The organism is Photobacterium sp. AWH4_225 (assembly GCF_056158405.1).
Genome location: NZ_JBSWTF010000001.1, coordinates 3157068 through 3181068, shown reverse-complemented (window position 1 = coordinate 3181068; position 24001 = coordinate 3157068). Strand labels below are relative to the sequence as shown.

At 48.8% G+C, this 24001-nt stretch carries 28 protein-coding genes; 15 read left to right on the top strand and 13 right to left on the bottom strand.

The features are described 5' to 3' along the window. Positions 1-117 precede the first annotated feature (117 nt). A complete protein-coding gene (locus tag ACXAD4_RS14790) occupies positions 118-1761 on the bottom strand; it encodes a methyl-accepting chemotaxis protein (protein WP_475242414.1) in 1644 nt (547 codons plus the stop codon). Between the two features lie 1076 nt (positions 1762-2837). Between ACXAD4_RS14790 and ACXAD4_RS14785 the strand changes: the two genes are divergently transcribed. Continuing rightward, the gene (locus ACXAD4_RS14785) at positions 2838-4127 is read left to right on the top strand and encodes an NCS2 family permease (RefSeq protein ID WP_317524021.1); all 1290 of its coding nucleotides are present in this window, start codon (positions 2838-2840) and stop codon (positions 4125-4127) included. Positions 4128-4180: 53 nt separating this feature from the next. Next, positions 4181-4639: a xanthine phosphoribosyltransferase gene (gene gpt, locus ACXAD4_RS14780; protein WP_107299254.1), complete on the top strand. Its 459-nt coding sequence runs from the start codon at positions 4181-4183 to the stop codon at positions 4637-4639. Between the two features lie 65 nt (positions 4640-4704). Here gpt and ACXAD4_RS14775 read toward each other — a convergent pair whose 3' ends face one another. Next, positions 4705-5001: a hypothetical protein gene (locus ACXAD4_RS14775; protein ID WP_475242413.1), complete on the bottom strand. Its 297-nt coding sequence runs from the start codon at positions 4999-5001 to the stop codon at positions 4705-4707. A 253-nt stretch (positions 5002-5254) separates the two neighbouring features. Here ACXAD4_RS14775 and frsA point away from each other — a divergent pair, with 253 nt between their 5' ends. The 4 genes from frsA (at position 5255) to ACXAD4_RS14755 (ending at position 9611) form a co-directional block, all read left to right on the top strand. After that, positions 5255-6517, top strand: coding sequence for an esterase FrsA (frsA, locus tag ACXAD4_RS14770; RefSeq protein ID WP_475242412.1), 1263 nt, complete (start codon positions 5255-5257; stop codon positions 6515-6517). Positions 6518-6618: 101 nt separating this feature from the next. Further along, positions 6619-7023 carry a sigma factor-binding protein Crl gene (crl, locus tag ACXAD4_RS14765; RefSeq protein WP_475242411.1) on the top strand — a complete coding sequence of 135 codons (405 nt, stop codon included), beginning with the start codon at positions 6619-6621 and terminating at the stop codon, positions 7021-7023. A 112-nt stretch (positions 7024-7135) separates the two neighbouring features. Continuing rightward, positions 7136-8326: a glutamate 5-kinase gene (gene proB, locus ACXAD4_RS14760; RefSeq protein WP_475242410.1), complete on the top strand. Its 1191-nt coding sequence runs from the start codon at positions 7136-7138 to the stop codon at positions 8324-8326. 28 nt (positions 8327-8354) lie between these two features. Further along, a complete protein-coding gene (locus ACXAD4_RS14755) occupies positions 8355-9611 on the top strand; it encodes a glutamate-5-semialdehyde dehydrogenase (RefSeq protein WP_475242409.1) in 1257 nt (418 codons plus the stop codon). A 145-nt stretch (positions 9612-9756) separates the two neighbouring features. Here the strand turns inward: ACXAD4_RS14755 and ACXAD4_RS14750 are convergent, their stop codons facing one another. From ACXAD4_RS14750 to ACXAD4_RS14730, 5 genes are all read right to left on the bottom strand, one after another. After that, positions 9757-9984, bottom strand: coding sequence for a DUF2897 family protein (locus ACXAD4_RS14750; RefSeq protein WP_475242408.1), 228 nt, complete (start codon positions 9982-9984; stop codon positions 9757-9759). Beyond that, complete coding sequence (locus tag ACXAD4_RS14745) at positions 9985-10695, bottom strand: M15 family metallopeptidase (protein ID WP_475242407.1); 711 nt, start codon at positions 10693-10695, stop codon at positions 9985-9987. Continuing rightward, on the bottom strand, positions 10695-11825 hold the full coding sequence (dapE, locus tag ACXAD4_RS14740; RefSeq protein ID WP_475242405.1) for a succinyl-diaminopimelate desuccinylase: 1131 nt from the start codon (positions 11823-11825) through the stop codon (positions 10695-10697). The genes ACXAD4_RS14745 and dapE overlap by 1 nt, the downstream gene beginning before the upstream one ends. A 14-nt stretch (positions 11826-11839) precedes the next feature. Next, positions 11840-12193 carry an ArsC family reductase gene (locus ACXAD4_RS14735; protein ID WP_039460641.1) on the bottom strand — a complete coding sequence of 118 codons (354 nt, stop codon included), beginning with the start codon at positions 12191-12193 and terminating at the stop codon, positions 11840-11842. Positions 12194-12266: 73 nt separating this feature from the next. Continuing rightward, positions 12267-12665, bottom strand: coding sequence for an MAPEG family protein (locus ACXAD4_RS14730; RefSeq protein WP_107299262.1), 399 nt, complete (start codon positions 12663-12665; stop codon positions 12267-12269). A gap of 387 nt (positions 12666-13052) precedes the next feature. On the opposite strand from ACXAD4_RS14730, the gene ompW reads away from it, so the two are divergent. Next, positions 13053-13691 (top strand): outer membrane protein OmpW, encoded by a 639-nt coding sequence (gene ompW / locus ACXAD4_RS14725; RefSeq protein ID WP_475242404.1) that lies wholly within the window; start codon positions 13053-13055, stop codon positions 13689-13691. A 255-nt stretch (positions 13692-13946) separates the two neighbouring features. Further along, positions 13947-14228, top strand: a complete 282-nt coding sequence (locus ACXAD4_RS14720) for a winged helix-turn-helix domain-containing protein (RefSeq protein ID WP_475242402.1) — start codon at positions 13947-13949, stop codon at positions 14226-14228. Between the two features lie 38 nt (positions 14229-14266). Here the strand turns inward: ACXAD4_RS14720 and ACXAD4_RS14715 are convergent, their stop codons facing one another. From ACXAD4_RS14715 to narQ, 3 genes are read right to left on the bottom strand one after another with little or no spacing between them, the layout of a single operon-like run. Continuing rightward, on the bottom strand, positions 14267-14599 hold the full coding sequence (locus ACXAD4_RS14715) for a DUF4156 domain-containing protein (protein WP_475242401.1): 333 nt from the start codon (positions 14597-14599) through the stop codon (positions 14267-14269). After that, complete coding sequence (locus ACXAD4_RS14710) at positions 14599-15225, bottom strand: response regulator (RefSeq protein ID WP_475242400.1); 627 nt, start codon at positions 15223-15225, stop codon at positions 14599-14601. Before ACXAD4_RS14710 ends, ACXAD4_RS14715 begins: the two co-directional genes overlap by 1 nt. A 4-nt stretch (positions 15226-15229) precedes the next feature. After that, positions 15230-16927 (bottom strand): nitrate/nitrite two-component system sensor histidine kinase NarQ, encoded by a 1698-nt coding sequence (gene narQ, locus ACXAD4_RS14705; protein ID WP_475242399.1) that lies wholly within the window; start codon positions 16925-16927, stop codon positions 15230-15232. Between the two features lie 384 nt (positions 16928-17311). Between narQ and napF the strand changes: the two genes are divergently transcribed. From napF to ACXAD4_RS14675, 6 genes are all read left to right on the top strand, one after another. After that, complete coding sequence (napF, locus tag ACXAD4_RS14700) at positions 17312-17803, top strand: ferredoxin-type protein NapF (protein ID WP_475242398.1); 492 nt, start codon at positions 17312-17314, stop codon at positions 17801-17803. Between the two features lie 2 nt (positions 17804-17805). Further along, entirely contained in the window at positions 17806-18078 is a 273-nt protein-coding gene (locus ACXAD4_RS14695) for a chaperone NapD (RefSeq protein WP_317524005.1), read from the top strand. Further along, positions 18075-20561, top strand: coding sequence for a periplasmic nitrate reductase subunit alpha (gene napA / locus ACXAD4_RS14690; protein ID WP_475242397.1), 2487 nt, complete (start codon positions 18075-18077; stop codon positions 20559-20561). Before ACXAD4_RS14695 ends, napA begins: the two co-directional genes overlap by 4 nt. A gap of 112 nt (positions 20562-20673) precedes the next feature. Then, positions 20674-21117: a nitrate reductase cytochrome c-type subunit gene (locus ACXAD4_RS14685; RefSeq protein ID WP_475242800.1), complete on the top strand. Its 444-nt coding sequence runs from the start codon at positions 20674-20676 to the stop codon at positions 21115-21117. A 31-nt stretch (positions 21118-21148) separates the two neighbouring features. Next, positions 21149-21724, top strand: a complete 576-nt coding sequence (locus ACXAD4_RS14680; protein WP_475242396.1) for a NapC/NirT family cytochrome c — start codon at positions 21149-21151, stop codon at positions 21722-21724. 20 nt (positions 21725-21744) lie between these two features. Then, positions 21745-21879: a TIGR02808 family protein gene (locus tag ACXAD4_RS14675; RefSeq protein ID WP_107299272.1), complete on the top strand. Its 135-nt coding sequence runs from the start codon at positions 21745-21747 to the stop codon at positions 21877-21879. 71 nt (positions 21880-21950) lie between these two features. On the opposite strand, the gene ACXAD4_RS14670 is transcribed toward ACXAD4_RS14675, so the two are convergent. From ACXAD4_RS14670 to ACXAD4_RS14660, 3 genes are all read right to left on the bottom strand, one after another. Then, positions 21951-22133, bottom strand: a complete 183-nt coding sequence (locus ACXAD4_RS14670; RefSeq protein WP_475242395.1) for a hypothetical protein — start codon at positions 22131-22133, stop codon at positions 21951-21953. Between the two features lie 82 nt (positions 22134-22215). Next, the gene (locus ACXAD4_RS14665) at positions 22216-22674 is read right to left on the bottom strand and encodes a DUF1499 domain-containing protein (protein ID WP_475242394.1); all 459 of its coding nucleotides are present in this window, start codon (positions 22672-22674) and stop codon (positions 22216-22218) included. A gap of 19 nt (positions 22675-22693) precedes the next feature. After that, positions 22694-23041 carry a DUF2956 domain-containing protein gene (locus ACXAD4_RS14660; RefSeq protein ID WP_475242393.1) on the bottom strand — a complete coding sequence of 116 codons (348 nt, stop codon included), beginning with the start codon at positions 23039-23041 and terminating at the stop codon, positions 22694-22696. Between the two features lie 498 nt (positions 23042-23539). Here ACXAD4_RS14660 and ACXAD4_RS14655 point away from each other — a divergent pair, with 498 nt between their 5' ends. After that, complete coding sequence (locus tag ACXAD4_RS14655) at positions 23540-24001, top strand: DUF2919 domain-containing protein (protein WP_475242392.1); 462 nt, start codon at positions 23540-23542, stop codon at positions 23999-24001.

Genomic DNA, 24001 nt, shown 5'->3' with positions numbered 1-24001 from the left:
AAACTTTTGGTTATTGGCGATGAGTTAGCGGAAAATTAACTATATTGCAAAGTTATTCAGAACAATTAACTATCGCGGTTAACCTCAAGGATACCACTGTGCCTGAAACGGTAACAGCTAAATCTTAAAGTGGCTGACATGGTTCTCCAGGCTCTGCCCGTTTGCGAGTAATTGAGTGCTGGCAGCTGCAATATGATCGCCATTTTCAACCGTTTGGTGGCTGTGCTCGGTCAACTGATGCAGGCTCTGGTTAATGGCCTCCGCAGCCTGTGACTGCTGGTCACTGGCTTCGGCAATATGCTGGTTGAGAGTCAGTATCGTGGTGATCTGCTCGCCAATCGCCCCTAGAGTCTGGGCGACTTCGTCCGCATGTTCGGCGGTGCTGGAAGATTGTTCGCGGGTTTTGACTAGCGCCCCACTGACACTGTTGGCCTTGCCCTGCAGGTTGGCAATGATCGCTTCTATTTCGTTGGTGCTTGCCTGAGTTCTCGTCGCAAGCGTCCTGACTTCATCAGCGACTACCGCAAAGCCTCGGCCTTGCTCGCCTGCCCGTGCAGCTTCGATTGCTGCATTGAGGGCGAGAAGATTGGTTTGCTCGGCGATACCACGGATCACATCCAATACTGAGCCGATAGTCTGTGAGTCTTTCTCCAATGCTTGGGCGCTATGGTTGGCTTCATCCAGCAAGGTCAGCAGTGCATGCATTTCTCGCGAGGAATTTGAAACCACGGCAATACTGTTGCTGCTGTATTGCTGGGCTTGATCGGCTGCCTCGGCAGCTTGTTGGGCTGACTGAGCAACATCCTGGTTATTGGCATGAAGCTGGTTCATGGCGGCAGCCACGCTGTCGATGCCCCGGTAGGCTTGGTTGGCGCTATTGGCTGTCTGAGTGGCGACACTGTTGAGTTGGCTGGCTGCTGCACTGATTTGGTCGCTGACAGGAGCGATATCTCGAAGCATATCGGATAGGTGACTGGCGAAGGTATTGAACGAGCGGGCCAGTTGGCTGAGTTCGTCATCGCCTTGGCTTGGCAGGCGCTGGGTTAAATCCCCGTCTCCCTTGGCGATATCACGCATGGCTTGCGCGGTTTCGTGGCAGGGGATGGTGATAGATCGTGAGATAATCCAAGCCAGTAAGCCACTCAATGCCAAAGCGCTGAGAAGGAAAACGCTAAATTGTTTAAGCTCGCTATAAAAAAGGGCGGTGACATCATCCACGTAGATACCCGAACCAAGAATCCACCCCCAAGGCGCAAAGCCTTTGACATACGATATTTTTTCAACCGGCATGCTGAAACCGGGTTTTTCCCAATAGTAATCGACAAAGCCCTGGCCTTGCTGGCGGACAATATTGGCCATTTCAACAAACAAGGCCGTCCCGTTGGGATCCTTGAAGTTGTCCAAGCGCTGGCCATTGAGAGAAGGTTTAAAAGGATGCATGACCATTGTCGGGGTCATGTCATTGACCCAGAAGTAGTCTTTGTCTTCGTAGCGTAATGTAGCAAGCGCTGTCACTGCTTGTTGTTGGGCTTCGGTTCGGGAAAGGGATCCTTGTTGCTCAAGGGAATGGTAATAGCTGATCAGGCTATGGGCACTTTCAACCAGGTGACGGGTCTTGAGCCTTTTTTCTTCCATAATATTGGTTTGGTAGTTGGCAATGAACAGTACTAGCGGTAAAAGCGTCAATACAGTCACAATAAAGCTCAATAAATAGAGTCGCTTACTGATAGTGACTTTTCTCAGTGATGAAAATGCCGCCATGATATACCCCTTACCTTGTTATTATTGATTTGCATGTTGTTGAATAAGGTATGTTGTAAGTGTGTAATTGTTCAAGAGGGTGGTAGTTACACTTTGGTCGCGAAATGGTGAAATTGTGAAGTGGCTCAGTGTAATTTAATTACAGTTTTTGTTGTTCAAATACTCAATAACGGCAAAAGTGTGACGGAGTTAAAGAAAATACTTGAAAGTTTATTACGGCGGGGTTATAGTTGCACCATCTTCAGAACGAAGACGAACGACACAAAATTTTGCTCTAGGATGAGCCCGAGATATCGCCTCCAAGGAACCGAGTTTAAGTCAGGCCAAGACGGCCAAACACGTAATTCGTGTAGTCATTGCTTAATAGTTAAGGTGATAAAAATGAAAGTATTTGAATCTGTAAACAAGTTTTGGAACAACCGCGCTGTATACACCGGTAACTTTAAATACCCAAGCTCGTTCGGTTACTAATTCTGTGGTTTGTCCGGTTCTACATTGCCGGACAGATCTGAGTGGTCAATTTTTTGTTCACCCCCTTTATTTAAGAATCTCTTAAAACCGCTTTTCGGTTTATAGTTACATTCTTGACGCCACTTCTATTTGGAGTGGCGTTTTTTTTTATCTTCTTGATTCATCAATCTCTCTCTTGTCATTCATACTTCCCGGCTTTATCGATAGCGTTATTTTATGCCTTTTTGGTGTATTCGATTACATCTGGCGTTAACTGTTAATTCATGCAATTTGATAGTTGATATTAACGTTTGCGCATAGGTGGAAAATATTAATTGAATAAAATGTAGCCACGCTGTTAAAAATGCAAGTTGTTGTTTTTATTTGTTTATATTTCCACTCTCTGTGGCTTGGCCGGTTTTTTATTCGGTTGTTCGTATTGGTTGATGATAATTGCGTTATTTACTGGAAATTGACAATTATCGAGCATATAATCGCCACCCAAAATAGAGACGCAATCGTTTTCTATTTCTTGAAAATTCGTGATGTGTGGAAACCGAGAACCGGCTTCGGCTCATCCCTTAAACCAATATCAATTGCTTAATATCTCCAAGGAATCGAGAGCAATGCTTGAGAAACTTTTTAAACTCAAAGAGAACGGTACCGATGTCCGTACCGAGCTGCTAGCGGGTCTGACTACCTTCTTGACGATGGCTTACATCATTTTTGTAAACCCATCTATGCTGTCGGCGACGGGTATGGACCAAGGCGCGGTATTTGTCGCGACCTGTCTGGCTGCGGTTGTGGGCTGTTTCATCATGGGCTTTGTGGCTAACTACCCAGTGGCGCAAGCGCCGGGTATGGGCCTGAATGCTTTCTTCACCTACGGTGTTGTTTTAGGCATGGGGCATACATGGCAGGTTGCGCTGGCGGCGGTATTCCTATCGGGTCTGTGCTTTATTGCCCTGAGTGTACTGCGAGTTCGCGAGTGGATTATCAACTCCATTCCTCATGCGCTGCGTATCGGGATCTCGGCGGGTATTGGTTTATTCTTGGCATTCATCGCCCTGCAGAGCTCTGGCATTGTGGTCGATAACCCGGCAACGCTGGTACAAGTGGGTGATTTCACCAGCTTCCCGGCTGCTATGGCATCTTTAGGCTTCTTCCTGACCATTGCCCTGGTACACCGTGGCTACAAAGCGGCAGTACTTATCGCGATTTTGGCTGTCACTGCAATCAGCGTGCTGGTGGGTGAAGTGGCGTACGGCGGTATTGTCTCGGCGCCACCAAGCATTGCGCCAACTTTCATGCAGATGGACTTCTCAGGTGCATTGGAAGTAGGTTTGATTTCGGTTGTGTTCGCGTTCTTGTTCGTTGACTTGTTTGACACTGCGGGCACTTTGGTCGGTGTGGCAACGAAAGCAGAACTTATCGACAAAGACGGTAAGCTACCACGCCTGAACCGTGCGTTACTGGCAGACAGTACTGCAACTTCTGTGGGTGCGGTATTGGGTACATCGAACACGACCTCTTATGTTGAGAGTGTTTCGGGTGTCGCTGTGGGCGGCCGTACCGGTCTTACCGCTGTAACGGTTGGCGTTTTGTTCCTGTTGGCATTGTTCTTTGCGCCGCTAGCAGGTATGGTGCCTGCCTATGCGACAGCAGGTGCTCTGTTCTACGTAGCCATCCTGATGATGTCTGGTTTGGTTAGCGTTGACTGGCGTGACTTAACAGAAGCAGCACCAGTAGTTGTAGTTTGCCTACTGATGCCGTTAACATACTCCATCGCTGAAGGTATTGGCCTTGGCTTTATCACCTACGCTGCCGTCAAGACGATGAGTGGCAAAGGTCGCGATGTAAATATTAGCGTTTGGGTTATTGCAGCCCTATTTGTTGCTAAAATTATTTTTCTATAACAGTAAATAAATACATACAGCAGTTTTTCTGCTGACTCAGAGGTTCATCGGATATGAGTAATAAGTTCATCATCACTTGGGACAACATGCAAATGTATACCCGCCAGCTAGCAGAGAAATTGCTTCCTGCAGATCAGTGGAAAGGTATCATTGCCGTTAGCCGTGGTGGCTTGGTTCCATCTGCAATTTTGGCGCGTGAACTTGGTATTCGTTATGTTGATACAGTATGTATCTCAAGCTACGACCACGATCACCAGCGTGAGATGAAAGTACTGAAGCAAGCAGAAGGTGATGGTGAAGGTTTCATCGTTATCGATGATCTGGTGGACACTGGCGGTACAGCGGAAATGATCCGTCACATGTACCCGAAAGCGAAATTCGTAACTGTATGTGCGAAGCCTGCAGGTAAGCACCTGGTTGATGACTACGTGGTAGACATCCCGCAGGAAACTTGGATCGAGCAGCCATGGGATATGGCCGTGACTTTCGTTGATCCTATCGCGAAAAAATAATACCGCTTTTAGCGACTAAAAAAGGAGCCATCGGCTCCTTTTTTTATGCCTGCTGTTCCGGGGTATTAGCTGGCTTTGGCTTTAATGTCCGACAGGGATTCGCCATTGGGTTTGTTGCGGTAATAGTTGTTGTAGTTGATGAGATCAACCATGGTATTACCGGTTATCTTGCATTGGCGTTGGTATTTGGTTTGGTAGCTGTCGGGAATTCGCTCGCCTGTTACATCAAGGCAAAGTGAGGTTTTGGCATTGACGCCACCTGATGCCTCTCCGGGGTTGCCACCCAGGGAGCCACCGCTACCAAAAGCGAGGACTGACGAAGAGAAAAAAAGTGAAGCACAGAGACATAGGACGTATCGCATACTTACCACCGTATGAAGTACTGATAGGTAAGTACAAGCATAGCTTACTCCTGAATTTCTTCAGTACTGCTTCTGCAACAAGTGGGAATTGTCTGCCGGCTCATACAGTAAGTATCTGTTGGGTGGTATACTTTAAAAATATAATCACAATAAGCACATCCCCAAGGCCGAACCGGAATAACGTGCTTTTGTTATAGACCGGAAGTGCTCGGGCCTGCATAGTAGGTATGTGTGAACCGATATGGAGCAGAACGTGTCTGAACCGTCCAAAACCAATCTTTCCGAAAAGCTCTTTGCCCCAAGGCAAACCTCCAAAGAAACATCGAGCCTGGTGAAATTGGCCCATGTTGTCGATGCCCCGATCCACAGTGCGCTGGATGGCGATACCGAGATCGGCTGGTATCGGGTGATGCGCCGTCCGCAGTGGATCTGGCAGGGCATCGATCCTATTGAACTTGAGGCTATTCTGGCAAGAATCGCCAACTCCGAAGCCCCGCGCACCCGAGATGACTTGCTCGATACTGTTATAGGCTACAAGCCGGGCAACTGGGTGTATGAGTGGTGCCAGTCGGGGGGAATGTATCATAAAGCGGCACGGGCTTTATTGGATCAGGGTGAAAAGGAAAAGGCGGCCGATCAGCTCATTACCGCCAGTATGTATTACAGTATTGCAGCTTATCCCCACCTGAAAGGGGATGATTTGGCAGCCCAGGCTGAACTGCAAGCTAATCAAGCCTACCGCGACGCCATGGACAATATGCCGCACCAGATGCGCACCATTGATGTCAAATACGAAAATAAAACCTTCCAGGCTTTCATCCACCTACCTTGTACCGACAAGTTATTGCCGACGGTAATCGTCAGTGGTGGTTTGGATACCCTTCAGTCTGATCTGCTTCGCCTGTACCAGAAGTACTTCGGGCCGGCTGGCTTTGCGATGATCACCCTAGATATGCCGTCTGTCGGTCACAGTAGCCATTGGTCACTGACCGAAGATACCAGCCGCTTGCACCAAGCGCTGTTGCAGCAGGTGAAAGATGTACCCTGGGTCGATCATACCCGGGTTGCGATGCTGGGCCTTCGTTTTGGTGGTAATGCTGCGATTAGGCTTGGTTTCCTCGAACCAACGCGCCTGAAAACCTGTGTCAGTGTCGGAGGTATTATTCACAGCGGTTTGGCCGATTCTAAGCGGCTGGATGCCATGCCGCGGATGTACCTTGATATGATTGCCTCACGCCTTGGCAAGCATGGTGTATCAAAGACAAGTTTGGTGTCCCATTTACCTGCATGGTCACTCAAGCATCAGGGATTGCTGGGTCGCCGTAAGATTGATGTACCGATGCTGGGGATTGGCCTGAAAAGTGATCCTGTTTGCTCGGAGTTTGATAACCAGCTTATTGCAATGTCCAGTCGAGGAGGCAAGGCCGTTACTTTGCCCGATAAGCCGCTGCATGACGGCTACCACCGGGCAATGACGACTGTGGTTGACTGGCTGAAAGAAAAGTTAGCCGAGTAAGAAAGTAATCAATACGCTAATGTTGTAAATAAATTGTTGCCAAATGAGCGGTTTACAGCTTAAATGGATTAGGTAATTTATTGCTAGGGATGGAGATGATTATGACGACAGAAAAAACTTTCCCGCCGCATGGGCGCTTGATGACTAAGCTGACGGCCTTGGGACCTTACTTGCGTCAGCCTCTGTCTTCCGAAGGGCATTTTTTCTTTGATTGCCTGTCGAGCTGTGTCAGCGCCAAAAAGGCACCCGAAGAGCGTGAATTCTGGGGCTGGTGGTTCATCATAGAAGCCAATGACGAAGGCTTCGAATACCATTATGGCTTTGGCCGCTATGACGATGCTGGCGAGTGGATCAAAGATCCGGTACCGGCAAAGCATGAGAAAGCAGTACAGCAAACCTTAGAAGATTTTTATCCGAAATTGGAAGGTTTGCTACAAGATGAGTTCGAGTTGACATTATCTCCTTCCAAAGTGCTCAAGGAGCCAGAGCTCGGTAGTGTAGCCTGATTTCAAGCCTTACTTTAAATGAAGAAAAATGCGCCTGATTGGCGCATTTTTCTTGTGATTTATAAAGGGTATTGATACAACATCATTCTACTTTTCTTTTTGTTTTATCCCCATGGCAGAGACAAATATCCTAAATGAGCAAAACAAGGACTTGGTAACCGCAGACTCCAAAGATGGGTCTCAAAACCAAGAGGTTAGGCACAGTTCACAGACTATCGTGGTCAAGCTGGGTACCAGCGTATTGACTGGCGGTACGCTAAAGCTGGATCGTGCCCATATGGTTGAGTTGGTTCGTCAGTGCGCACAACTGCGTCGGCAGGGCCACAAGGTCATTATTGTAACTTCAGGCGCCATTGCCGCCGGCCGCGAACATTTAGGATACCCCGAACTGCCCAAGAACATGGCGAGCAAGCAGCTTTTGGCTGCTGTTGGCCAGAGCCGCCTGATCCAAGAATGGGAAAGCCTGTTCGGTATCTATGGCCTACACGTGGGGCAGATGCTGCTCACCCGTGCTGATCTAGATGATCGTGAACGTTACCTTAACGCCCGCGATATGCTTGTTGCCCTGCTGGATAACGGCATTATTCCGGTTGTTAACGAAAACGATGCGGTAGCTACGACTGAAATCAAAGTCGGTGATAACGACAATTTGTCGGCATTGGTGGGTATTTTGGCTGGTGCCGATAAGCTACTTCTGCTGACCGATCAGCCGGGGCTGTTTACTGCCGATCCGCGTAATAACCCGGAGGCAGAGCTGATCCGCGAGGTCCATACCATCGACGAAACCCTGCGCAAGATCGCCGGTGGCAGTGTTGGTGGACTTGGTACTGGCGGTATGGCCACTAAGTTGCAGGCTGCGGATGTTGCCCGCCGTGCGGGTATCGAAGTGATTATCGCTGCAGGGAGTCGCCCGGATGTGGTGGCTGATCTGGTCCAAGGCATTTCGGTCGGTACACGCTTCTTGCCACTGGAATCACCGCTTGAAAGCCGTAAGCGTTGGATCTTGGCTGGTCCCCCACCAGCGGGTGATATTGTGATCGACCAAGGTGCAGCGGCAGCTGTACAACAGCGAGGCAGTAGTTTGCTATCGAAAGGGATCACCGAAGTAAAAGGTGAGTTCGAGCGTGGCGAAGTGGCTAGGATCTTTAATGCCCAAGGCGAACTGCTGGCAAGGGGTATTAGCCGTTACTCGAGTAAAGATTTGGCGAAAATTGCCGGCAAACACAGCCAGGATATTTATCAGGTGTTGGGTTATGAATATGGCCCTGTTGCTGTACACCGTGACGACTTGGTAGTCATCTAACACCTATTAAAACGTAAGGGAAAAGAACATGAATCTTGAACTGATGGGCCAAGCGGCGCAGCAGGCTGCTTTTGAACTGGCAACGGCAGCAACCGAACAGAAAAACCGTGCATTGGCTGTGATTGCCGATGAGCTGGAAGCCAACCAAGATGTTATTTTGGCTGCTAACGCCAAAGATATCGCAGCGGCAAAAGAAGCAGGTATGACCGATGCTTTGGTAGACCGTCTATTGCTCAATGCCGACCGTTTGGCGGGGATTGCTAACGACGTGCGCAATGTGATCAGCCTAAATGATCCAGTTGGTGCCGAGCTAGATAGCAAGGTACTGGAAAACGGTATGCGCCTGAGCCGACGTCGTGTCCCTCTTGGTGTTGTCGGTGTGATCTATGAAGCTCGCCCAAATGTTACCATTGATATTGCAGCGCTGTGCCTGAAAACGGGTAACGCCAGTATTCTGCGCGGTGGTCGCGAGACTTTCCACTCCAATATGGAACTGGTCAAAGTGATCCAGGTAGCACTTGAGAAAGCAGGGCTGCCAACGGCTTCGGTACAGTACATTGAAAAACCAGACCGTGAGCTGGTTTCCCAGTTGCTGAAGATGGATCAATACGTTGATATGATCATCCCGCGTGGTGGTGCTGGCTTGCACAAGATGTGTAAGGAAAACAGCACGATTCCGGTGATCATCGGCGGTTTTGGTATCAGCCATGTGTATGTAGATGCAACGGCAGATTTGTCTCGTACCCTTGATGTAGTGGAGAACGCCAAGGTACAGCGTCCATCGGCCTGTAATGCCCTTGATACTCTGTTGGTTAGCGAGCAGGTGGCAGAAGCTTTCTTGCCTCGTTTGGCGGAGCGCCTGAATGCCAGCAATGTGGATATGGTAGCTGACGAGAATGCCTACGAGCTACTTGAAGGTAAAGCGGCAAGCCTGCGACGTATTGCTGAAGGAGACTTCGACACTGAATGGTTGAGTTTCACGCTAGGGATCAAGATCGTTAAAGATGTGGAAGAGGCGATTGCCCACATGCGCAAACATAATGCCAGCCATTCTGATGCGATCATGACCAATGATTTGATGGCGGCAGAGCGTTTTGTTAATGCAGCAGGTTCTGCAGCCGTTTATGTGAATGCGTCAACGCGCTTTACCGATGGCGCGCAGTTTGGCCTAGGGGCAGAAGTGGCGGTATCGACCCAGAAACTGCATGCCCGTGGCCCGATGGGGCTGGAAGAGCTGACGAGCTATAAGTGGGTAGGCGTCGCAGACTACCTCCCTCGTTCGTAACAATGATTTCGTTGTCAGTTTATCTATTACTGCATCGCAAGTGCTCATTGTTCTAGATAAACTGACTTAGAACTCATTGCTCCGAATAGCTTTGAGTCAGACTGATTTAGATATAAAAAAACGAGAGCGTCACGCTCTCGTTTTTTTATGCCTGATCTTTGAGTTTTTTTAAGTCTTGGTTTTCGTCGTTAGCTGCTTGTTTCTCGATCAGCTCATCAAGTTCTTGTTCGCGCTTGCTCTTGTCGTACATGTATTTGACTTTGTCCTTGTAGCCAAATTTCATGTTAGCGGTGTATTTCAGCGCCGCAATATTACCTGCCACCACGCTGACGACGATGATGCTGATAACCCACGGGTTGAGTAGCCATTCCATTTACACCTCACAGATATTCTCTATGTACCTACTATAAAGACTATCAAGGTTTTCTAGGATGTGCGACTTTCCTTCAAGCTCAAATTGGCTAAGTGTGCGCTTGAGCAGGTCTGGCGTGAGCTGTGAAAGTAAATATTTGCTAACCGGGAAGTAGCTGATATGCCAGGGTTCGCAGGCGACGCCATGGCGATCTTCTGCATAGGGCAGGTAGAAGCCAAAGCGCTTCATATTGCCACTGAGCCATTGGCTGAACTCGGCTTGGTGGCCTCCGGTCTGGTACTCCCAAGGCTCAAGCTGTAGTTGTACACCCGCCGGTAGGCAGTTTGCCGCGTAGACATCAAGATCGGTGCCCCAATGGTGGCGGCTTGCGCCGGGTAGGGCAGACCAACGCATTATCGCGTGGATTTTTTCAAGCTCAGTAAGGGAGCTTGGGTCAAGCAGCTGGCTGTTGCTATCAAACAGCGGGCGCTTGCCGGAATATTTGTTGTTCCAAATTAGCAGCTGGCGCTCGAACGGACGAAAGGCACTAGCAATCTGGAGATCAAAACCAGCAATATTGGCTGCTTCTTTTAATGCCTCAAATGCGGGTAGCATTTGCTGGTGGACAAAAGGATGCCCGCCGTCTGGGTTAACAGAGACCAGGTGACTTGTCTCTTGCCCGGTCAGTTGCCCGGCAGTGTGCTGCCGGGCTTGGCTTGGGTGGCTAACCATTAAAGGACTTTTTCCATCACTTTCTGGTACATGTCGGTCAGCTTTTCCAGATCAGCGACTTTCACACACTCATTCACTTTGTGGATGGTTGCGTTGACAGGGCCGAGCTCGATAACCTGCGCGCCGGTACGGGCAATGAAACGGCCATCGGAGGTACCGCCGGTGGTCAGTAGTTCTGGTTTTTTGTGATTCACTTCCTCGATGGATTCCACAACGGCATCAAGCAAGCTTCCTTCGTCGGTTAAGAACGGATGACCGCTGAAAGTCCAGGCTAAGTCGTAATCAAGGCCGTGAGCATCGAGTACCGAGTGAACCTTGCGCTTGATGTCATCGGCGGTTAGCTCGGTGCTGAAGCGGAAGTTGAACTGCACATGGAACTCACCCGGGATAACGTTCGATGCGCCGGTGCCGGCAGACAGGTTGGCGATCTGGAAGCTGGTCGGTGGGAAGTAGGCATTACCGTTGTCCCACGTTGTCGCGGCCAGTTCGGCCAGTGCAGGCATAGCACGGTGAACCGGGTTATCGGCTAGATGCGGGTAGGCAACATGGCCCTGGGTACCTTTGATATTCACATCGCCAGTAATCGAACCACGGCGGCCGTTCTTCACTACATCGCCCACAGCATGGGTGCTTGATGGTTCACCGACAATACACATGTCGATTTTTTCATTACGGGCTTCCAGTGTATCAATCACACGGGTCGTACCATTGATGAACGGACCTTCTTCGTCCGAGGTGATCAACAAAGCGATAGAACCTTTGTGATCAGGGTTTTCGGCAAGGAATCGCTCAATCGCTACAATCATACAGGCCAGTGAACCTTTCATATCAGCAGCGCCGCGGCCATGCAGGTAGCCGTCGATGATGGTTGGCTCGAAAGGTGCGGTATGCCATTTATCAAGGTTACCGGCTGGTACCACATCGGTATGGCCGGCAAAGACAAATAGTGGAGCTTCCGTGCCGCGGCGGGCCCAGAGGTTGGTGGTATCTTCGAACACCATGGTTTCGATATTAAAACCGAGCTTTTCCAGGCGCTCGATCATCACGTCCTGGCAGCCAGCATCTTCAGGGGTTACTGACTGACGGCTGATAAAGTCTTTCGCCAGGGCGAGAACCGGGCTATCTGACATCCTTGTATCCTTTCTTAATTCGTTTGGAAGATTTCTTGGTACTGGGCTGGCTTGAAGCCCAAGTGGTAGCTGTTATTGTGAACCAACAGCGGGCGCTTGATCATTGCTGGGTGCTCCAGCATCAATTCGATCGCGCTTTGCTGATCAAGGCCGGCTTTTTGCTCATCGCTCAGCTGGCGGTAAGTTGTACCGCGCTTGTTGACCATGGCTTCCCAGCCCAGCTCGGCCTCAAACTGCTCTAGCATGCCACGGTCAAGGCCGTCGGCACGGTAGTCATGGAAGGTGTATTCGATGTTTTCGGCTTCTAACCACTTCTTCATTTTCTTGATGGTGTCGCAATTTTTGATGCCGTAAGCAATTGTACTCATAGTTATTCTGGCTGACTTATTTTGTGAACTTGGTCTCCCTTTATAGCGGGAATAGACATGGGGTGCAATGGCTTCAGCCGCCATAGTGGATAGCCAGTTTAATCAGCCACATATTCGCTAATATCCCCAGCACAAAAACGATGGTTCGCCATGGGCTTAGCTTGAAAGCATAGCAAATGAAGTAAAGCACCCGGCTGATGATAAACAGATACGCGGGGAGGGCTGATTCATGGGCGGGTACCCCTGCCAAATGGGCGATGAAAACGCAGCTTGAGAATACAGAGAGGATCTCCCAGCCATTGGCTTGTGCGGCTTTTACCCGCGAGGCAGCACCAGTGAGCTCTCGGTCTTGGATTCGTGGTTGGTTGATATCAAGCTTGCCGGTTTGGCGGACGGTTAACCAGCCGCCGACACCTGCCAGTAAATAGTTAATCAATATCATGGTGATAATGCACCAGAAAGCAGGGGTCATAGCAGCTCCAATGATTGATCGCGGGTTTGTCAAAAAGTATAGGAGAGAAGCGCTGGGGGAGAGTATTGATAAGTGTCTATGAGCATATTTATCGGTAACAAAAAAGTGCTGCCAGATAGTAAGACGACTACTGCTCGATGGCAATTTATGCGAGCCACTTAAATGTTTTTGGGTGGAGTTGGTTACATTTTTTGCTGCACACGTCTTTCGTGCAATGTATCTGTTGTAAGTAATTGATCTGTATCAAAAGTTATTTGTTATCACTAATTTTTATAAATTGATTTCAATCAATACGAGTGTGTTTCTAAATGGTTACATTTTGACCCGCTTAACGTGAAGCCCAATTTTTCCCCATGTCGGGATTCAAAAGGAATGGAGTCAATAATAATGAAAAAGAATCTATGTACCGTCGCTATCCTAGCCGCAATAATGGCAGCCCCTCAGGCTATGGCACACAAGCAAGGTGACATCTTGGTCCGTGCCGGTACGGCAACGGTGGTTCCGAACGAAAGCAGTGATGATGTACTTGGTCTCGGTGAGTTTGGTATCGATTCAAACACCCAGCTAGGTATCACTGTGGGTTACATGCTGACAGACAACATCAGTATTGAGCTGCTGGCGGCAACCCCGTTCAGGCACAGTGTTTCTCTAAACGGTGTCGGTAAAATTGCAGAAGTTGAACACTTGCCACCGACACTGATGCTTCAGTACTATTTTATGGACAGCAGTAGCAAATTCCGTCCATATATCGGTGCTGGCTTCAACTACACTACTTTCTTCAATGAAGATTTTAATGGCACCGGTGAAAGTGCTGAGTTGAGTGATCTTAAATTGGAAGATTCCTGGGGCCTTGCCGCCAATGTAGGTATCGATTACCAGGTGAAGGATAACTGGTTCTTTGGTGCTTCGGTATGGTATGCCGATATCGGTACTGATGTGAAGTTTAAGGCCGCTGGTGAGTCTCAGAAGATCAGCACCGATATCGACCCGTGGGTCTTTATGGTAACCGCCGGTTACACTTTCTAGTTTAGGGCCTGAGTTCACAGTGGGCGCATTAATTATTTGCGCCTACAATTTGGCCAGAGAGTTATTTTTGTGTGATATTTCAAGTTGTTGTTTAAACATGTCTTTTTTGTTTCTCAAATGGCACGTTCCTAAATTTTGCGACCGCGATCACCGAAAATGACGACCAAAACAGGGAAATCTTCCCTCATTTTGATCAAACTCAACACCCTGCAGGCAGAAGTCGGAATAATAAAACCTCAAATTATGGAGGTCTCAATGGAATTGAATCCGGTTTTTGCCCGTCGTCTTTATCTTGCTTTGCTTGTGGAGCAGCTTGATCGTCCCAATGTTCCTAAGCTGATTGAAATTACCGGTTGGCCACGTCGTACCATTCAGGATGTTCTTAAAGCCCTGCCAGGTTTTGGCATTGAATTGGCGTTTATCCAAGATGGTAAGCGCCACAATGATGGCTATTACCAGCTAAGCGACTGGGGACCCTTTGATGTTCAATGGGTTGAATCGAAAGAAAGGGATATTATCTCTTCCGTCTCGAGCTAATAAAAAAACCGCACTCGTGCGGTTTTTTTATATCTGGGTTATTCGCAATAGTAGGCATTGCCAATTAATGTCACAGACGTCGAAAAATCCGGTGGGCTGTACAATGAAACTGTATTGGCACCCAATCCCGCAGCCTGATTGCGCAGTTGGTTCAGAGCGCCTTGGGTCAAATCCCTGTCACTGATAAACCAATAATTATACCAACTCCCCTGTGAGCCGATAAGCGTCCCCCGTCTCTCACAGGTATTTTGTATATCATTGGCATCCCAAGTTAATACCACGCTGTTGGCATCAACAAGCAGAGGCGAGGTACTGCACCCCGCCAATAGCATAGTCGACAGTAAAGCAGTCAGAGCCCCGACTTTTCCCATTACTGACCTTGTGATTCCAAGTAAAGCACTGTGGCGGCAGTCCTTGATTTTACCTGCAGTTTTTTCAGCAAGCTTTTCATATGTACCTTAACCGTCGCCTCTGAAATGAATAGGTTATCGGCAATCTGCTTGTTGCGGTAACCCTTAGCCACTTCTTTTAGGATCTGCATTTCTCTGTCGGTTAGGGTATCGAGCAGGGAGTCTTGCTCGGCACTGTCGGCCAGATATTCACGTACCAGATCACTGAAAGCCTGCCCGCCGCACATAGCTTGTTTAAGCAGGGCAATAAGTTGATCCGGCTCGGTATCTTTCAATAGGTAGCCATCGGCGCCGGCGTTGACCAGGGCCTTAACGTCGGATCGGCTATCGGAAACAGTCAATACGACAATTCGAGCCTGAATTCCCTCGGCGCGCATCGCATTGAGGGTATCGAGACCAGACATGCCCTTCATGTTGAGGTCAAGCAGGATCAAATCGGGTTCTTTCTCCTGGGCGAGCAGTACGGCATCGGCACCGTTGCTGGCTTCGCCAACCATCTCGAAATCGTTTTCAAAGCTAAGAAGCTGGCTGATCCCCCTGCGCATTAACGGGTGATCATCAACAATCATAATTTTCCAACACGTCATATTGTTATCCTTGGGATTCGGGCTGAAATTGAAGGGTGACTTCGCAGCCAGTGCCCTTGGTTGTATTAATTTCCAGTGTACCGTGAAGGCGTGATGCCCGCTCGGTCATAATTGCAAGGCCATAATGATTGAGTTTTTCATTGGCCGGATTGAAACCTATTCCGTCATCACTGATAGTGATTGTGACTGTATCCAACTCTTGCAGGCAGGTAACAATGATTTCATCTGCCTGGGCATGTTTGATTGCGTTTAGTACTGCTTCCCTGATCAGTTGCAGTAGGTGCACCTGGTGGTGGGCATCTAAGCTCAGTGATGAAAGTTGGTTATCAATAATCAACAAAGCATTACTCTGCTCTTCCAATGGTTTTAGCATCTCTACCAATGCTTCACCAAAATTTGCTTCTTTGATTGTCAGGCGGAAAGTACTCAATAACTCTCTTAGCTGGGTGTAAGCCCCTGATAGCCCCTGATCAATATCACTGATGATCGCCATAGTCTGCTGCTGATCACCTTGGCCAAGTTGCCTTTTTAGCAGGGTAACTTGGATTTTGAGATAAGACAGTGATTGTGCCAAAGAATCGTGAAGTTCACGTGCAATCGTAGCACGCTCTTCCATCAATAATAATTGTTCCGATTGTTTCTGGGCTCGGTTGTAGTAAATCCCTCTGGCCAGTGTACGGGAAATGTTCTCTATCAAACTCTTATCTGGGCATGGCAGGGTGTCTTGCCACCACAGTTGGCCGAGTACCTGGCCATCAAGATCTAGGTCATGGTAATGCCAGTTATTGCCAGAGGGTTCGCCAGCGGTGATTTCGGTGTTGTTGCCGGTGTTTTCTTCAATGATTAGCTTGGCGGCGGTCAGCCCCTCTATATCGAGCAAGGTTTCGAGCATAACGGCGAAATTCTTGGTGCTTAGGCGGCTTTGCGAGAGCTCTTGCGAGCAGTCATAGAGCACCTGTAGTGAGTCATTGGCTTGGCGCAGGCGCCGAGTCTTCTCATCGACTTTCATTTCCAGATTTCGGTACAGCTTGCCGAGTTCTGTCGCCATAGTGGTAAAAGTACCAGCTAGGATGCCCAGTTCGTTGTCACTTTTGACATCGAGAGTGAGGTCGAATTTCCCTTCCTGGATTTGTTCGCTGGCGGTGACCATCTGGTTGAGTGGGGTGACGATTTTGCGCTGGGTAAAGTGAATGGTGAACAGCGCAGCGATGAGGATCAGGCTCAAACCCAGCCCTCCGACCACTGACAACACCTGAAGCTTGATGATCGAAAACTCTTGTAACTCGTAGACAAATTGGTCGATTCGGTCGACAAATTTGGCAACTTCGCTGAGAAATAGCCGCTCGTTGCCATCATGCAACAAGGGATGCAGATCTTCCCAACGGCCGATCAGGTTGTAGTAATGCATCTTGATATTGGTCGGTACCGTCCAGTGCTCCAATGCTGCCATTGATGGCGAGAACAAGGACTTTTCGAACATATCCAAATGGGCTTCCAGATGGGGAGATTGAGTCTGGATATCGTAGGCCAATCGGTAGCTTTGCATGCGCAATGAACCGGACACATTGACCGCCTCGGCATCGTTCAAGCTAGATGCAAGGGTGAGCAGGGCAAAGCTGGTGGTAACCACAGAAAGAAGCAAGATTGCGAGCATGGCTCTGGCAATCGTTGTAGTGACGGGCTTTAGAGGCCTATTTTTCACAGATTTTCCTTTTAAATCGTTATCTTAAAGATAAGGAGAAAACGTTTTTCTGTTTAAGTCTGGTCTATATTTAATAGACGGAATGGTGATTTTCAATGCAATTGAGATAAATGCTAGCCGCTTCAAAGAAAACTTGGCTTTTTTATACTGAGAGGGCGCGCATTTGAATTTATTGATCCAAGACAAATTTAGCCCCTAATTAGCCCTTACTAGGTATTTAAGCATTTATTACGGGATTTACACTTGTCGTGTAAAAAAATGACAGCTTGTGAATATTTGTTGTAATTCATTTAAGCGGTTTATTGGTACACCTTGCTTTATATAGCCAAGCTGCTGCCCGTAATCACTATTTTTATTAATAATATTTTACGAAGGACTGAGTCAATGTTTGATCGTTCCCGTCGTCGGTTGTTGACGCGGCGTCGCAAGCCTGACCTGCAGCGAATGCCCTGGGTGGTCGATGAAGAAATCTTCACCGACACCTGTACCCGGTGCAACAAGTGTATCAATGCATGTGAAACACAGATTATTGCCAAAGGCGACGGTGGTTTTCCTGCTGTCGACTTTCAGCTTGGTGAGTGCACATTCTGTTACCGCTGTGCAGAGGCTTGTCCCGAGCCGTTGTTTCAGCCGCAATCAGAGCAGCCATGGCCTTTGGTGGCACAGGTTAATGAGGGTTGCCTGGCCCACCAAAATATTGAGTGTCGAAGCTGCGGCGATGCCTGCGAGGTGATGGCGATTCGGTTCAAACTGCAATTGGGCGGCGTTGCCCGTCCTGAACTGGATACCTCAGTTTGCACAGGATGTGGTGGCTGTGTGTCGGTTTGCCCGGCATCGGCGATCACCATGGTGAATCACGATAACGAAGAGAATTAGCGATGGCATTACAAGAAGTACACATTTCCAGCTTGGTTGTTCATGTAAAGCCGGAGTATCTGGCCTCTGTCAAAGAGCAGATCGCAGCAATGCCGAATGCAGAAATTTACGGCGACAGTGAAGAAGGGAAGGTCGTTGTGGTTCTGGAAACCGAAAACCAGGGCTACGTGACCGACACCATAGATAAAATCAATAACTTAGAACACGTTTTAACCACGTTTTTAGTGTATCACCAAATCGAACACTTCGACTCGCAATCTGAGGAAGATTCATGAAAATGACAAGACGTGCGTTTGTGAAAGCAAACGCCGCTGCATCGGCAGCAGCCGTAGCGGGGATCTCGCTGCCAGCATCAGCAACTAACTTAATCGTTAGTTCTGACGAAACCAAAATTAAGTGGGATAAAGCGCCTTGTCGTTTTTGTGGTACAGGTTGTTCAGTACTGGTCGGTACGCAGAATGGCCGAGTGGTCGCTACTCAGGGTGACCCAGAAGCTGCTGTAAACAAAGGCCTGAACTGTATCAAGGGTTACTTCCTATCGAAGATCATGTACGGCAAGGATCGTCTACAGACGCCGATGCTGCGCATGAAAGACGGTAAGTACGACAAAGAAGGCGACTTCCAGCCAGTATCTTGGGATCAGGCGTTCGACGTGATGGCCGAGAAGTGGAAAGAAGCGCTGAAGAAGCACGGTCCTTCTGGCGTAGGTATGTTTGGCTCGGGCCAGTGGACAGTAATGGAAGGCTATGCTGCATCGAAAATGATGAAAGCAGGTTTCCGTTCTAACAACATCGACCCGAACGCCCGTCACTGTATGGCTTCTGCGGTTGTTGGCTTCATGCGTACCTTCGGTATCGATGAGCCGATGGGCTGTTACGATGACTTCGAAAATGCAGACTCGTTCGTGCTTTGGGGCTCGAACATGGCGGAGATGCACCCAGTATTGTGGACCCGTTTGACTGATCGCCGCCTGAGCAACCCACACGTTAAAGTGAACGTGCTGTCGACTTACTACCACCGCTCGTTCGAGTTGGCTGACAACGGCATGATCTTTGAGCCGCAGACCGACCTTGCGATTGGTAACTTTATTGCCAACTACATCATCCAGAATGATGCAGTTAACTGGGATTTCGTGAACAAGCACACTAACTTCAAGCGTGCTGACACTGACATCGGTTACGGCTTGCGTGACGAAGATCCTCGCCAGCAGAAAGCGAAGAACGCTAACTCTGGCAAGATGCACGCGATGACGTTCGAAGAGTATAAAGCCTCTGTTGCCGAGTACACGGTCGAGAAAGCCTCTGAAATGTCGGGTGTATCACAAGAGAAGCTGATCGAGCTAGCGAAGCAGTACGCTGATCCAAACACCAAGGTGATGTCACTGTGGACCATGGGTATGAACCAGCACACCCGTGGTGTGTGGATGAACAGCTTGGTTTACAACATCCACCTGCTAACCGGTAAGATCTCGCAGCCGGGTAACAGCCCATTCTCGCTAACGGGTCAGCCATCGGCTTGTGGTACAGCGCGTGAGGTGGGTACCTTTGCTCACCGTCTGCCAGCCGACATGGTTGTCGCGAATCCTAAGCACCGTGCAGTTGCAGAGAAAATTTGGAAACTGCCAGAAGGTACGATCCCGCCTAAGCCGGGTTACCACGCGGTACTGCACGACCGTATGCTGAAAGACGGCAAGATGAATGCCTACTGGGTAATGTGTAACAACAACATGCAGGCAGGCCCTAACATCAACGAAGAGCGTCTGCCGGGTTACCGTAACCCAGAGAACTTCATTGTGTGTTCAGACCCATACCCAACGGCAACAGCACAAGCGGCTGATCTTGTTCTACCAACCGCTATGTGGGTAGAAAAAGAAGGCGCCTACGGTAACGCCGAACGTCGTACTCAGGCATGGTACCAGCAGGTTGAAACCCAGGGCGAGTCTAAGTCTGACCTTTGGCAGATCATGGAATTTTCCAAGCGCTTTAAGGTTGAGGAAGTGTGGGGTGAAGAGCTACTGGCGAAAGCACCACAGTACCGTGGCAAGACCATGTACGACATCCTGTTCCGTAACGGTCAGGTCGATAAATTCCCAATGTCTGAAACCCAGCCATTGAACGATGATGCCAAAGCGCAAGGTTTCTACGTGCAGAAAGGTCTGTTCGAAGAATACGCGGCATTCGGTCGCGGTAAGGCGCACGACTTGGCACCTTACGATACATACCATCAGGTACGTGGCCTGCGTTGGCCGGTTGTTGACGGCAAAGAGACCCAGTGGCGTTTCTCTGAAGGTCATGATTCATACGTACCGGCAGGTGCAGGTTTCCGTTTCTACGGCCATAAAGACGGTAAGGCGAATATCATCTTTGCCCCGTTCGAGCCAGCACCGGAAGTGCCAGATGCAGAATATGACCTATGGATGTCAACCGGGCGTGTTCTAGAGCATTGGCACACAGGCACCATGACGCGTCGTGTTCCTGAGCTTTACAAAGCGGTGCCGGATGCGTTGTGTTACATCCACCCAGATGATGCTGAGTCTCGAGGCCTGCGTCGTGGTGATGAAGTGCTGGTTGCTTCTCGCCGTGGTGAAGTGCGCTGTCGTGTTGAGACCCGTGGCCGTAACCGTCCACCTGCGGGCTTGGTATTCATTCCATTCTTTGATGCCCGTATTTTGGTGAACAAGTTGATTCTTGATGCAACCGATCCGCTGTCCAAGCAGACCGACTTCAAGAAGTGCCCTGTGAAGATCACCAAAGTATAAAAAGCAACAAATTGAAGAGGTTGGTTGTCTGGCTTTTTGCCGGACAGCCCTACCTTGACCTGAATTTAGCCTGTAGGCGGAGAATACAATGAAACGATTAGTTCTAGCAGTAATGGCATTAGGCATGATGCTGGCTGGTGCTGTACACAGTGCAGAAGAGTTGCACAACCCAGGTGGTATCGGTGGTCTTGAGTCACTGCGTGGTGCCAGCGAGCTGGAAGCGACCCGTGCGGCGGATCCAATGAAGCGTTACCCGCGTGATCAGGGTACGATCGACAGCGATTATGTTTACCAGCCACCTTTGGTACCGCACACGATCCGTAACTACGAAGTATCGAAGAATGCCAATAAGTGTTTGGCTTGTCACAGCTGGAAAAATGCTAACGAAATGGGCGCGACCAAGATCAGTGTGACTCACTACCAGTCACCACGCGAAGGCCAGGTGTTGTCTGATGTGTCACCAGCACGCTACTTCTGTTTGCAGTGCCACGTACCGCAGGCAGATGCTAAGCCATTGGTTGAAAATGATTTCCAGCGTGTTGATGCGTTGCGCTAATTATAGCCGTCAGTGCTAAAGGGGCTATAAGATGAAACTATTGAAAACATTTTGGCGCAGGTTCTCCTCGCCAAGTAAAGTGGCTGTCGGTCTGGTCTTGTTCATGGGTTTTATGGGCGGCTTGCTGTTCTGGGGCGCATTTAACACCGGTATGGAAGCGACTAACACCGAAGAGTTCTGTGCTGGCTGCCATGCACCGATTGTCAAAGAGATCCGTGAAACGGTTCACTATGCCAACCGCTCCGGCGTTCGTGCTATCTGTTCTGACTGTCACGTACCACACAACTGGACGGACAAAATTGTGCGTAAGGTGCAGGCTTCGAAAGAGCTGGTGGCCCATGCGATGGGAACCATTGATACGCAAGAGAAGTTCGAGGCAAGGCGAAGCCACCTAGCTAACCGCGAATGGCACCGGATGAAAGAAAATGACTCGCAAGAGTGTCGTAACTGTCACGAATTCGAGTTCATGGACTTTTCCGAGCAGGGTAGCCGTAGTGCTAAGCAGCACTCTACGGCGCTGGCATCGGGCGACAAGACTTGTGTAGATTGCCACAAGGGTATTGCCCACAAATTGCCTGACATGTCGGGTATTGAAGGCTGGCAGTAAGCCTCAGATAAGGAGCAACAATGAGTACATTAGAATCAATCTTCTGGCATGTACTGGGCTATGCGGCCATGCCTGTGATCATCCTGTCTGGTTTTGCTGCGGTAGCTGTGATTTGCGTCTGGCTATTGTCATTGGGCAAGGACAAAAATATCTAGCGGCAGCGTTCAGTTCGCCGTAATAATCAAAGCCATGCATCTGTTGCATGGCTTTTTTAATGCTTGTGTGATTAGCCTTTACACCATTGGTATAGACCGATGGCAATCAAGGTTAACCAGATGCCATCGATCACTAACCATGAAGTGAGCCCTGAGGAAGCATCAGGAGCCAATACAATAGCTTCTATCCCCTGAATGACGAGCATGTTAAGGAGCCCCAAGATACTGAACAACAAATAACTGGCGATACTCATAACGATCTTCCATCAAGAACTGGCTTTATTTTAGATCTAAATGAGAATTATTTGCAATAATTTAAGGGTGTAATGTCAGGTGTTATTTTTTCAGGTAACCGGCCTCATTTAACAACTGTCGGAAAGCCTCGGCACGTTCGCGGTTTACCCCGAAATCAGAATACCCGGTACGGGACTCCGAGCGCACGGTAAGTTGGCCTGACTGACGCTGTACTTCAAAATCATCAACAAAACGAAACACTTTGCTGGTGCATTCTATATGAAGGTAATCCTCGGAACGTTTGGCAAGGGAGGCGCCGGGAAGGGAAAGGGCCAATTGCTCTATCTGCGCCCACTGCTCCAGCCCTGTATTACTGAGTTCAAAAGGTGTTAGGGCGTGTTCTTCACGGTTATCCAAGGTGCTGACGCAATTTGGCTTTTCGCCACAGGCTTGGTTGACTCTAACGGCGCTGCTATGGGCTGAATCTGGACTGCCACAACCGGTTAGTACGGTCATCAGTGCTACCAGAGGAATATAACGAAAAACTTGTTGTTGAATCATCCATGACTCCTTAGATGTGTTAGCCAAGTTGAAGGAAGCCAATAAACCCTATCCAAGAGGCGATAAGTAATAGCCAAGGCAGCCAGTTCTGCTTGCTAACAACCACTTGTTCTACCGCTGGCGTGTTTGGAGTGGTTTGCTCGACGTCTTGTGTTCTATCTCTCACCTGCTTCTTGCGTAGCTTGTCTCGCTCACGGGCTTTGGCCTTTTGTTGTTTCTTGTATTGCTCTATACCGTGCTGGATCCCCTGGGCGATCAGTTTGGTTTGTTCTTTGGTCTGTCCCGGCTTCTGCGTCGCGCGGGCAATCTTCATTGCTTCTGCTTGGGTTTCAGGGGAAGGTGTCCCTTGACTCTTCTTGGTGGCCATCGTTTGTCCTATACATTATTTTGCTAGCCTGAGTATACCGTGACATGAACAAATGGCACATCGCTGTAATTTACCTCCTTCAAAAGAGGTAGGAATCTTACATCAGCTGAATAAAATATGAACAGGGTGGGGTTTGTATTAATATTCATTAACATGATGAATTACAATGATTATTCCACTAAAGTATTGGCAGTTGAGCATAATTATTCCTGATGTGACTTTTGTAATAAAACTAGAAATTTCGTCAATCTCATCCCACAAAACGTGATCATTCCGACAAGACGAACACCCAAATAGTGCGTTGAACCACAGAATTTACCTCTTTGGGTGGTAGTTGTGACTAGATAGATTAAGGTGTGCCTAGTACTGAACAGTGTTGTTATATCGGCCCCTGTAAAAAAAAATCATGCCCATGACAGCCAAAAAACAAATTTGGCTATTGAAATACCAAGGGTAAAGCTCCATTGCACATTAAGCAGTGAGAAACGGGGAAAGTGAGTGTTATATCCGATAGACGCCTACGACAAGCATGGCTTGTTGAAACCATCCGCCATGCTATGGCTATGTTGGTTGTTCAGTGCCAAAGGCTGGGTCATTTTTGTTATGGCAGGTGCAAGCCGCCAGCAAGGAGCCCAAGTCTTAGAGATTTTGTATCCATTGCGAGAAAACCTTTATCTGGCAATGATGATAGGCCTTCCGGCACTTATCTATATGTGGATGGCCGGATACCGACACAAAAATAAAAAACTAATAAATTACGTATGGCTGCATGGGAAAGGGATCCTGATGCTGAGCTATGCCACAGATTGTGTTTTGCAAATGTATCAGCTGATGTTGACCCACGGGGCCTTCAGCTGGACCCGGGCAGTCAGCCTGCTGCTGACATTCTGGCTAGGAGGGTACCTGCTCAGAAGCTCAAGGGTCAGAAATACATTTGCGGACAAGCCCGTAGAGAGGTAA

Excerpts from the sequence above, each read along its gene's own strand:
- ACXAD4_RS14790 (WP_475242414.1), bottom strand. The coding sequence starts at position 1,761 with ATGGCGGCATTTTCATCACTGAGAAAAGTCACTATCAGTAAGCGACTC.
- ACXAD4_RS14785 (WP_317524021.1), top strand. The coding sequence starts at position 2,838 with ATGCTTGAGAAACTTTTTAAACTCAAAGAGAACGGTACCGATGTCCGT.
- gpt (WP_107299254.1), top strand. The coding sequence starts at position 4,181 with ATGAGTAATAAGTTCATCATCACTTGGGACAACATGCAAATGTATACC.
- ACXAD4_RS14775 (WP_475242413.1), bottom strand. The coding sequence starts at position 5,001 with ATGCGATACGTCCTATGTCTCTGTGCTTCACTTTTTTTCTCTTCGTCA.
- crl (WP_475242411.1), top strand. The coding sequence starts at position 6,619 with ATGACGACAGAAAAAACTTTCCCGCCGCATGGGCGCTTGATGACTAAG.
- proB (WP_475242410.1), top strand. The coding sequence starts at position 7,136 with ATGGCAGAGACAAATATCCTAAATGAGCAAAACAAGGACTTGGTAACC.
- ACXAD4_RS14755 (WP_475242409.1), top strand. The coding sequence starts at position 8,355 with ATGAATCTTGAACTGATGGGCCAAGCGGCGCAGCAGGCTGCTTTTGAA.
- ACXAD4_RS14750 (WP_475242408.1), bottom strand. The coding sequence starts at position 9,984 with ATGGAATGGCTACTCAACCCGTGGGTTATCAGCATCATCGTCGTCAGC.
- ACXAD4_RS14745 (WP_475242407.1), bottom strand. The coding sequence starts at position 10,695 with ATGGTTAGCCACCCAAGCCAAGCCCGGCAGCACACTGCCGGGCAACTG.
- dapE (WP_475242405.1), bottom strand. The coding sequence starts at position 11,825 with ATGTCAGATAGCCCGGTTCTCGCCCTGGCGAAAGACTTTATCAGCCGT.
- ACXAD4_RS14735 (WP_039460641.1), bottom strand. The coding sequence starts at position 12,193 with ATGAGTACAATTGCTTACGGCATCAAAAATTGCGACACCATCAAGAAA.
- ACXAD4_RS14730 (WP_107299262.1), bottom strand. The coding sequence starts at position 12,665 with ATGACCCCTGCTTTCTGGTGCATTATCACCATGATATTGATTAACTAT.
- ompW (WP_475242404.1), top strand. The coding sequence starts at position 13,053 with ATGAAAAAGAATCTATGTACCGTCGCTATCCTAGCCGCAATAATGGCA.
- ACXAD4_RS14720 (WP_475242402.1), top strand. The coding sequence starts at position 13,947 with ATGGAATTGAATCCGGTTTTTGCCCGTCGTCTTTATCTTGCTTTGCTT.
- ACXAD4_RS14715 (WP_475242401.1), bottom strand. The coding sequence starts at position 14,599 with ATGGGAAAAGTCGGGGCTCTGACTGCTTTACTGTCGACTATGCTATTG.
- ACXAD4_RS14710 (WP_475242400.1), bottom strand. The coding sequence starts at position 15,225 with ATGACGTGTTGGAAAATTATGATTGTTGATGATCACCCGTTAATGCGC.
- napF (WP_475242398.1), top strand. The coding sequence starts at position 17,312 with ATGTTTGATCGTTCCCGTCGTCGGTTGTTGACGCGGCGTCGCAAGCCT.
- ACXAD4_RS14695 (WP_317524005.1), top strand. The coding sequence starts at position 17,806 with ATGGCATTACAAGAAGTACACATTTCCAGCTTGGTTGTTCATGTAAAG.
- napA (WP_475242397.1), top strand. The coding sequence starts at position 18,075 with ATGAAAATGACAAGACGTGCGTTTGTGAAAGCAAACGCCGCTGCATCG.
- ACXAD4_RS14685 (WP_475242800.1), top strand. The coding sequence starts at position 20,674 with ATGGCATTAGGCATGATGCTGGCTGGTGCTGTACACAGTGCAGAAGAG.
- ACXAD4_RS14680 (WP_475242396.1), top strand. The coding sequence starts at position 21,149 with ATGAAACTATTGAAAACATTTTGGCGCAGGTTCTCCTCGCCAAGTAAA.
- ACXAD4_RS14675 (WP_107299272.1), top strand. The coding sequence starts at position 21,745 with ATGAGTACATTAGAATCAATCTTCTGGCATGTACTGGGCTATGCGGCC.
- ACXAD4_RS14670 (WP_475242395.1), bottom strand. The coding sequence starts at position 22,133 with ATGAGTATCGCCAGTTATTTGTTGTTCAGTATCTTGGGGCTCCTTAAC.
- ACXAD4_RS14665 (WP_475242394.1), bottom strand. The coding sequence starts at position 22,674 with ATGATTCAACAACAAGTTTTTCGTTATATTCCTCTGGTAGCACTGATG.
- ACXAD4_RS14660 (WP_475242393.1), bottom strand. The coding sequence starts at position 23,041 with ATGGCCACCAAGAAGAGTCAAGGGACACCTTCCCCTGAAACCCAAGCA.